The sequence below is a fragment of the Burkholderia sp. RF4-BP95 genome (genome assembly GCF_001521985.1).
In the GTDB taxonomy this organism is placed as follows: domain Bacteria; phylum Pseudomonadota; class Gammaproteobacteria; order Burkholderiales; family Burkholderiaceae; genus Burkholderia; species Burkholderia diffusa.
In genome coordinates this window covers 1-556 of sequence record NZ_LOSX01000048.1, presented here as the reverse complement: position 1 = coordinate 556, position 556 = coordinate 1, and the positions used below count along the sequence as shown (strand labels likewise).

Below are 556 nucleotides of genomic sequence, written 5' to 3'. Positions count from 1 at the left end.
GGGGGTACCCGCAAAATCTCCGGCATCCACCAGTTCATTACAGCCGTGCGACTGTCAGAGCTACCCCGCTGAGCGGGCCGCGAGCCCATCCCGTTCGAGCCATTCCGGGTGAGACACGAGATCTAGTCCAAGCGCGGTGCAGCACGCGCGGTAGTTGTCCTTGGATGTGATCTGTTTCAGGTTCAGGCCGTGCCCGCGATAGCGCCAGCCATCACCCGACACGACACCGCCGTTACCGAAGCGCCCGCCGTAGGCCAGGATCGCGATTTGCCGTTGGACCGCCACGATCGTTTCGCCGGGGGTGACGCTCAAGTCGTGCGTGCATCGCGGCTGGAATCCGCGAGAAGATCGCCAGCGCATCGATCCGGTAATTGAACGACTCAACCAGCGACGTAAAACCCCTCGATTCGTGTCCCATGTGCGCGAGCCACATCGCCAGTCGTACCTGCGTGTTGATCGCGAATGCGTCGGCCACCGCAACGATGTGCGCAAACCATCGATTGACGAGCGGGTCGGACAGTTGCGTCGCGCACCGGAACGATGGTCGATCCATCTC

Annotated in this window: 2 protein-coding genes; one reads left to right on the top strand and one right to left on the bottom strand. The window is 62.2% G+C overall.

What is annotated here, in order from left to right; translation table 11 throughout:
- Nucleotides 1-60: 60 nt before the first annotated feature.
- Nucleotides 61-312 carry a hypothetical protein gene (locus tag WS46_RS18000; RefSeq protein ID WP_059596233.1) on the bottom strand — a complete coding sequence of 84 codons (252 nt, stop codon included), beginning with the start codon at nt 310-312 and terminating at the stop codon, nt 61-63.
- On the opposite strand from WS46_RS18000, the gene WS46_RS36235 reads away from it, so the two are divergent.
- Nucleotides 302-556, top strand: a 255-nt coding sequence (locus WS46_RS36235; protein ID WP_218921256.1) for a hypothetical protein, incomplete at its 3' end; no start/stop codon positions are given. The genes WS46_RS18000 and WS46_RS36235 overlap by 11 nt on opposite strands.